Source organism: Kitasatospora sp. NPDC127067 (assembly GCF_042724755.1).
Classification (GTDB): domain Bacteria; phylum Actinomycetota; class Actinomycetes; order Streptomycetales; family Streptomycetaceae; genus Kitasatospora; species Kitasatospora lactacystinica.
In genome coordinates this window covers 1-8,863 of record NZ_JBHXEM010000216.1, presented here as the reverse complement: position 1 = coordinate 8,863, position 8,863 = coordinate 1, and the positions used below count along the sequence as shown (strand labels likewise).

General features: G+C 73.2%; 1 protein-coding gene and 1 pseudogene. Both read left to right on the top strand.

The annotated features are described in order from the left end of the window. Positions 1-2,039, top strand: a pseudogene (locus ACFWJ4_RS39890) (condensation domain-containing protein); the annotation flags it as partial. Positions 2,040-2,066: 27 nt separating this feature from the next. Further along, positions 2,067-8,863, top strand: a 6,797-nt coding sequence (locus ACFWJ4_RS39885; protein ID WP_380553922.1) for an amino acid adenylation domain-containing protein, incomplete at its 3' end; no start/stop codon positions are given.

Here is an 8,863-nt window from a genome sequence, read left to right as displayed (position 1 = left end):
GGCTACCTGGGCCGTCCGGACCTGACGGCGGAGCGGTTCGTGGCCTGCCCGTTCGGCGAGGCGGGGGAGCGGATGTACCGCACCGGCGACCTGGCCCGCTGGCGCGCCGACGGCACGCTGGAGTACCTGGGCCGTACCGACGACCAGGTGAAGGTGCGCGGCTACCGCATCGAGCTGGGCGAGATCGAGTCCGCGCTGCTTGGCCGGCCCGGTGTCGCGCAGGGTGTGGTGATCGTCCGCGAGGACGTTTCGGGCGACAAGCGGCTGACGGCCTACGTCGTCCCGGTCACCGGTGCCGAGGTGGACACGGCCGAGGTCAGGACGGCCCTGGCCGCCGTCCTGCCCGACTACATGGTCCCCTCCGCCGTCATCGCCCTGGACGCTCTGCCGCTGACCGTCAACGGCAAGCTCGACCGCCGCGCCCTCCCGGCCCCCGACCGCACGGCGGAGCTGGAGGCCTCCTACCGCGCGCCGAGGACGCCCGAGGAGACGCTCCTGTGCGAGGCGTTCGCCGAGGTCCTCGGTCTGGAGCGGGTCGGCATCGACGACAGTTTCTTCGAACTCGGCGGGCATTCGCTGCTGGCCACCCGGCTGGTCAGCCGGATCCGTTCCGCCCTGGAGGTCGAACTGCCTCTCAGGGCGATCTTCGAGAGCCCCACCGTGGCGGGCCTTTCGTCCCACATCAACCGTCCCAAGCGCACCAGGCCCGCCCTGCGTCGTCGCACCAGGCAGGAGGAGATCTGATGATCCCGTTGTCCTACGCTCAGCAGCGGCTGTGGTTCCTCGGGCAGTTGGAGGGGCCGAGCGACACGTACAACATCTCGCTCCCCCTGCGCCTGCGGGGAGCCCTGGACCGTGAGGCCCTGCGGGACGCCCTGAGGGACGTGGTGGAGCGCCACGAGGTCCTCCGCACCGTCTTCCCGGCCAAGGACGGCAAGCCGTACCAGAAGGTCCTGGCCGCCGAGTCGGCCCGGATCGACCTGCCGGTGACCGAGGTGGACGCCGCGGACCTGCCAGCGGCGCTGGCCGCGGCCGCCCGGCACACCTTCGACCTGGAGCACGACATCCCGTTCCGGGCCTGGCTGTTCGCCACCGCGCCGGACGACCACGCGCTGATCGTCGTGATGCACCACATCGCGAGCGACGGATGGTCGAGGGGCCCGCTCGCACGGGACCTCTCCGTCGCCTACGCGGCGCGCCGGGGCGGGCGGGCCCCCGAGTGGGAGCAACTGGAGGTCCAGTACGCCGACTACACCTTCTGGCAGCAGGACGTGCTCGGCGCCGACGAGGATCCGGAGAGCCTCCTCAACGAGCAGCTGGCGCACTGGCGCCAGGCGCTCGCGGGCATGCCGCACGAGCTGGAGCTCCCGGTCGACCGGCCGCGTCCCACCCGCGCCTCGCACGTGGGCGGCGTGGTCGACCTGACCGTGCCCGCCGGGCTCCACGAGCGACTGGTGCGGACCGCAAAGGCCGAGGGCGCCACCGTCTTCATGGCGGCGCAGGCGGCCCTCGCCGTCCTGCTGTCGCGGCTCGGGGCCGGGAACGACATCCCGATCGGCGTGCCGATCGCCGGGCGCCTGGACGAGGCCCTGCACGACCTGGTCGGCCTGTTCGTCAACACGCTGGTGCTCCGGGCGCGGGTCGCCGACGAGGCCACCTTCCGGGACCTGCTCCGGCAGGTCCGGGAGACGTCGCTGGAGGCGTTCTCCCACCAGGACCTGCCGTTCGAGCGCCTGGTGGAGGACCTGGCGCCGGCCCGCTCGATGTCCCGCCACCCGCTGTTCCAGGTGACCCTGAGCGTCCAGAACAACGCGGACGCGGAGCTGCGGCTGCCCGGCCTGGAGGTCGAGCCGCTGAGCGGCGACCAGCGTCCGGCCAAGTTCGACCTCGACGTCCAGCTCGCCGAGCGCTTCGACGCCCAGGGGCGGCCCGCCGGTCTGGCCGGCAGCATCACCTACGCCGCCGACCTGTTCGACGCGGCGACCGTCGAGGCGATGGCGGAGCGGTTCGTCCAGGTCCTCGACTCGGCGCTCTCGGACCCCGACCGGCCGCTCGGCCGGCTGGAGGTGACGAGCCCGGCCGAGCGCCACCGCCTGCTGGACGCGTGGCACACCCCCGCGCGCGGCACCCGGCCGGCGGCGACCCTGCCGGCGCTCTTCGCGGCGCAGGTCGAGCGGACGCCCGACGCCGTCGCCGCGGTCCTCGGCGACGCCCGGCTCACCTACGCGGAACTCGCCGAGCGCTCGGACGCGCTGGCCGCCCTGCTGGTCCGGCACGGCGTCGGGCCCGAGACCTCCGTCGCGGTCTGCCTCGAACGCTCGCTCGACCTGGTCGTGGCCCTGCTCGCCGTGCTGAAGGCCGGCGGCGCCTACCTGCCGGTCGACCCGGCCTCGCCGTCGGACCGCATCAGCTTCGTGTTCGCGGACTGCGCCCCCACCCTGGTGATCACCTCCACCGCGTCGGCGGGAGCGGTCGCGCACGAGGAGGCCGTCCGCCGGGTGGTCCTGGACGACCCGGAGACCCTCGCGCGGCTGTCCGCCGGCAAGGGCGACGTGCCGCTGCCGGCCGAGGTCCCCGGTGCGCTGTCCCCGGCGAACACCGCGTACATCATCTACACCTCGGGCTCGACGGGCCGCCCCAAGGGCGTCGTCGTCCCGCACGGGAACGTGGTGCGCCTGCTCGACGAGACCCAGCCGTGGTTCGAGTTCGGCGCCGACGACGTGTGGACCTGGTTCCACTCCTTCGCCTTCGACTTCTCGGTGTGGGAGCTGTGGGGCCCGCTGCTCCACGGCGGCCGCCTGGTCGTCGTGCCGGTCGAGGTGTCCAGGTCGCCGGTGGAGTTCCTGCGCCTGCTGGCGGGCGAGGGCGTGACCGTCCTCAACCAGACGCCGTCCGCTTTCTACCAGCTGGCCCAGGCCGAGGCCCAGCACCCGGACCTCGGGTCCGAACTGCGGCTGCGCACGGTCGTGTTCGGCGGCGAGGCGCTCGACACCGGCCGCCTGCGCGAGTGGTACGCGCGGCACCGGGACGACGCCCCGCGACTCGTCAACATGTACGGCATCACCGAGACCACCGTGCACGTGAGCCACCTCCGGCTCGACCGGTCGACGGCCGTCGAGGGCTCCCTGGGCAGCCCGATCGGCGAGGGCATCCCCGGACTGCGCGTCTACGTGCTGGACGCCGGACTGCGGCCGGCGCCGGTCGGCGTGCCGGGCGAGATGTACGTCGCGGGCGACCAGCTGGCGCGCGGGTACCTGAACCGTCCGGGTCTGACGGCGGAGCGCTTCGTGGCCTGCCCGTTCGGCGGTGCGGGGGAGCGGATGTACCGCACCGGGGACCTCGCCCGTTGGCGCGCCGACGGCACGCTGGAGTACCTGGGCCGCACCGACGACCAGGTGAAGATCCGCGGCTTCCGCATCGAGCTGGGCGAGATCGAGGCCGCCCTGCTCGGTCGGGCGGGTGTCGCCCAGGCGGCGGTGATCGTCCGTGAGGACGTCCCCGGCGACAAGCGGCTGACCGGCTACGTGGTGCCCGACCCGGGCGCGGAGGTCGACACCTCCGTGCTGCGGGGCGCCCTCGCGACGATGCTGCCGGAGTACATGGTCCCGTCCGCGGTCGTGGTGCTGGAGACGCTGCCGCTGACGGTCAACGGCAAGCTGGACCGCCGCGCCCTGCCGGCGCCGGACCGGGGGGCGCTGCTGGAGGCGTCCTACCGGGCGCCGCGCACCGCGGACGAGGAACTGCTCTGTGAGGTGTTCGCCGATGTGCTCGGGCTGGAGCGGGTCGGCATCGACGACAACTTCTTCGAGCTGGGCGGGCATTCGCTGCTGGCGGTGACGCTGGTGGAGCGGCTGCGCTCGCGCGGGCTGCCGGTGTCGGTGAAGGCGCTGTTCCAGGCGCCGACGCCCGCCGGGCTGTCGGCGGCCGACGAGGCCGCCCGGGCGTTCGTGGTGCCGGAGAACCGGATCCCGGACGGCGCGACCGCGCTGACCCCGGACATGATCACGCTGGCCGAGCTGAGCCCGGCGGACCTCGACCGGATCGTGGAGCAGGTCCCGGGCGGCGCGGCGAACGTCGCGGACGTCTACCCGCTGGCGCCGCTGCAGGAGGGGATCTTCTTCCACCACCTGCTGGACGCGGAGCAGGGACGTGACGTCTACATCCTGCCGACCGTGCTGGCCTTCGACTCGCGGGAGCGGGTCGACGGGTTCGTGTCCGCGCTGCAGGCGGTGGTGGACCGTCACGGCATCCTGCGGACGGCCGTGCTCTGGGAGAACCTGCCCCAGCCGCTCCAGGTCGTCCTGCGCCGGGCGTCCCTGCCCGTCCACGAGGTCACGCTGTCCGGTGACTCCGGTGACTCCGGTGAATCCCGTGACGCGGGCGACTCCGGCGATGACGCGGTGGCCCGACTGCTGGCGGCCTGCCCGCCGTCGATCGACATCCGGCGTGCCCCGATGGCCGATCTGACGATAGCTCAGGACTCCGCCGGTGGGCGGTGGTTGATGGCATTGCGCAGCCACCACCTCACCCGCGACCACACCGCGCTGGAGATCCTGCTGGACGAGGTGCGCGCGCACCTGGAGCAGGACGTCGAGCGGCTACCGGAGCCGGCGCCGTACCGCGACTTCGTCGCCCACGCGCGCCTGGCCGTCACCGCCGACCAGCACCGCGCCTACTTCGAGCGGGCACTCGGCGACGTCGAGGAGCCGACCGCACCCTACGGAGTGCTGGACACCCACGGCGACGGCAGCGGCACCGGCGAGGCGATCGTCGAACTGTCCGACGGGCTCGCGGAGCGCGTTCGCGAGCAGGCCCGCCGCCACGGCGTCAGCGCGGCGGCGTTCTTCCACCTGGCCTGGGCCCGCGTCGCCGCGGCCACGACCGGCCAGACGCACCCCGTGTTCGGCACCGTGCTGCTCGGCCGGATGGACGCCGGGGGCACCGCGCACCGGACCCCGGGTCTGTACATCAACACCCTGCCGATCCGGATCGACGCCACCCGCCCGCTGGACGCCGGACTGCGCGCCGTCCAGGTCCAGTTGGGCGAGCTGCTGCGGCACGAGCACGCCCCGCTGACCCTCGCCCAGCAGGCCACCGGAGTCCCCGCGCAGAGCCCGCTGTTCACCTCGCTCCTCAACTACCGCCACAGCCCCGGCGCCGCGAACGAGGGCACCGGCCTCGCCGGGATCCGGGTGCTGTACGGGCACGAGCGGACCAACTACCCGCTCACCGTGTCGGTGGACGACACCGTCGTCGGCTTCCGGCTCTCCGTGCAGGCCGTACCCGCGATCGACCCGGACGTGGTGTGCGGTCTGCTGCACACCGCCGTCGAGAACCTGGCCGCAGAGCTGGAGCAGGACTCCCGGACCCCGCTCGACCGCGTCCCCGTCCTCGACGACCGGCAGCGCGACCGGCTGCTGACCGCCTGGAACGACACCGCCTCCGACGTTCCGGCCGCGACCCTGCCCGAGCTCTTCGAGGCGCAGGCCGCCCGCACCCCGGAGGCCGTCGCCCTGGTCGCCGCGGGCGAGAGCCTGACGTACGCGGAGCTGAACGCGCGGGCCAACCGCCTGGCGCACCTGCTGGCGGCCGACGGCGTCGGCCCGGAGCACCTGGTGGCCGTGTGCCTGCCGCGGTCGGCCGAGCTGGTCGTGTCGCTGCTGGCCGTCTCCAAGACGGGCGCCGCCTACCTGCCGCTCGACCCGGACTACCCGGTCGAGCGCCTGGCGACGACCCTGGCCGACGGCCGTCCCACCGCCCTGGTCACCGACAGCGCGACGACGGACGAGGCCCTGACGGCGGACGCGGGCGTCCGGCGGATCGACCTGGACGCGCCGGAGACCGTCAACGCCCTTGGTGTACAGCCTGTTTCGAACCCGGAGCGCCCCGGCCACCGCCCGGAGAACCCGGCCTACGTCATCTTCACCTCCGGCTCCACCGGCCGCCCCAAGGGCGTCGTCCTCCCGCACTCCGCGCTGAACAACTTCCTCGCGGCGATGAACCACCGCCTGCGGGTCACCGAGCACGACCGCCTGCTGGCCGTCACCACCATCGGCTTCGACATCGCCGGACTCGAACTGCACCTTCCGCTGGTGTCCGGCGCCGCCGTGGTCCTCGCCGACCGCGACGAGGTCCGCGACCCGGACGCCCTGCGAGCCCTCCTCGGGCGCGAGGCCGTCACCGTCATGCAGGCCACGCCCAGTCTGTGGCGGGCCCTGGCGGACGACGACGTCCTGCGGTCCGTCCGGGTCCTGGTCGGCGGCGAGGCGCTCCCCGGCGAGCTCGCCCGCACCCTGGCGGGCACCGCCGCCTCCGTCACCAACCTGTACGGCCCGACCGAGACGACCATCTGGTCCACGGCCTCGGACGTCTCGGCGGACACCCCGGTCTCCATCGGCCGGCCCATCCTCAACACCCGGGTGTACGTGCTGGACGCGGCGCTGCGGCCGGTGCCGGTGGGCGTGGCGGGCGAGCTGTACATCGCCGGCAGCGGCCTGGCGCGCGGCTACCTGAACCGCGCCGGCCTGACCGCGGAGCGGTTCGTGGCCTGCCCGTTCGGCGAGGCCGGGGAGCGGATGTACCGCACCGGTGACCTGGTGCGCTGGCGCGAGGACGGGACGCTGGAGTACCTGCGCCGTACGGACGACCAGGTGAAGGTGCGCGGCTACCGCATCGAGCTGGGCGAGATCGAGTCCGCCCTGCTCGGCCGGGCGGGCGTCGCCCAGGCCGTCGCGGTCGTCCGCGAGGACGTCCCGGGTGACAAGCGCATCGTCGCCTACGTCGTCCCGGCCGTGGACGCGGAGGTGGATGCCGCCGTGCTGCGGGACGCGCTCGCGGTGACGCTCCCCGACTACATGGTCCCGTCCGCCGTGGTCGTGCTGGACGAGCTGCCGCTGACCGCGAACGGAAAGATCAACCGCCGGGGTCTGCCGGCACCGGACCGGTCGGCGCTGCCGGAGGCGTCCTACCGGGCGCCGCGCACCGCGGACGAGGAACTGCTCTGTGAGGTGTTCGCCGATGTGCTCGGGCTGGAGCGGGTCGGTATCGACGACAACTTCTTCGAGCTGGGCGGGCATTCGCTGCTGGCGGTGACGCTGGTCGAGCGGCTGCGCTCGCGCGGGCTGCCGGTGTCGGTGAAGGCGCTGTTCCAGACGCCGACCCCGCTCGGACTGGCGGCCGTGGACTCGGGTCAGGCGTTCGTGGTGCCGGAGAACCGGATCCCGGACGGCGCGACCGCGCTGACTCCGGACATGATCACGCTGGCCGAGGTCACCGAGGACGATCTCGCGCGGATCGTGGAGCAGGTGCCGGGCGGTGCGGCGAACGTCGCCGACGTCTACCCGCTGGCGCCGCTGCAGGAGGGCATCTTCTTCCACCACCTGCTGGACGCCGACGAGGGACGTGACATCTACGTCTTCCCGACGGTGCTGGCCTTCGACTCGCGGGAGCGGGTTGACGGATTCGTGTCCGCGCTGCAGTCCGTGGTGGACCGGCACGACATCCTGCGGACGGCCGTGCTCTGGGAGGGGCTCTCCCAGCCGCTCCAGGTCGTCCTGCGCCAGGCTCCGCTGGCCGTCTCCGAGATCGTCCTTCCGGCCGGTGCCGACGCCGGTGTCGGTGGCGATGTCGTGGCGCAGCTGCTGGCGGCCTGCCCGTCCGCGATGGACGTCCGACGGGCACCCCTGATAGATCTGACGATCACTCAGGATTCCGCCGATGGAAGGTGGTTGGTCGCTCTTCGCAGCCACCACCTGATCCGTGACCACCAGGCGCTGGAGATCCTGCTGGACGAGGTGCGCGCGCACCTGGAGCAGGACGTCCAGCGGCTGCCGGAGCCTGCGCCGTACCGTGACTTCGTCGCGCACGCGCGCCTGGCCGTCAGCGCCGAGCAGCACCGCGCGTACTTCGAGCGGGCGCTCGGTGACGTCGAGGAGCCGACCGCACCCTACGGCGTGCTCGACACCCACGGCGACGGCAGCGGCACCGGCGAGGCGATCGCCGAACTGTCGGACGAGCTGGCGGGCCGGGTTCGCGAGCAGGCGCGTCGCCACGGTGTGAGCGCGGCGGCGTTCTTCCACCTGGCGTGGGCGCGGGTCGCGGCGGCCACGACGGGGCAGACGCACCCGGTGTTCGGCACCGTGCTGCTCGGCCGGATGGATGCCGGTGACACGGCGAGCCGGACCCCGGGTCTGTACATCAACACCCTGCCTATCCGGATCGACGCCACCCAGTCGCTGGACGCCGGACTGCGGGCGGCGCAGGTGCAGTTGGGCGAGTTGCTGACCCATGAGCACGCCCCGCTGACCCTGGCACGGCAGGCGACCGCCCTGCCGGCGCAGAGCCCGCTGTTCACCTCGCTCCTCAACTACCGTCGCACCGCCGCCACCGGCGGGGTCGGCGGCGGAACCGCGCGGACGATCGCCGGGATCCAGCTGCTCCGCGCTCAGGAGCGGACGAACTACCCGTTGACGGTGTCGGTGGACGACACCGGTGTCGGGTTCCGGTTCACCGTGCAGGCATGTGCGCCGATGGACTCGGACGTGGTCTGCGGTCTGCTGTGCACGGCCGTGGAGAATCTGGTCGGCGGGCTGGAGCAGGACTCCGCCTCTTCACTCGACCTGGTTCCCGTTCTGGACGCCGGGCAGCGGGAGTTGGTGCTGCGCGGGTGGAACGACACGGCGCGTGAGGTTCCGGTGGGGACGTTGCCGGGGCTGTTCGAGGCTCAGGTGGCGCGGACGCCGGACGCGGTGGCGGTGGTGTTCGGCAGCGGTGCGGCGCGTGAGGTCGTGTCGTACGCGGAGTTGAACGAGCGGGCGAACCGTCTGGCGCACCTGCTGGTCGAGGGCGGTGTCGGCGCCGAGGA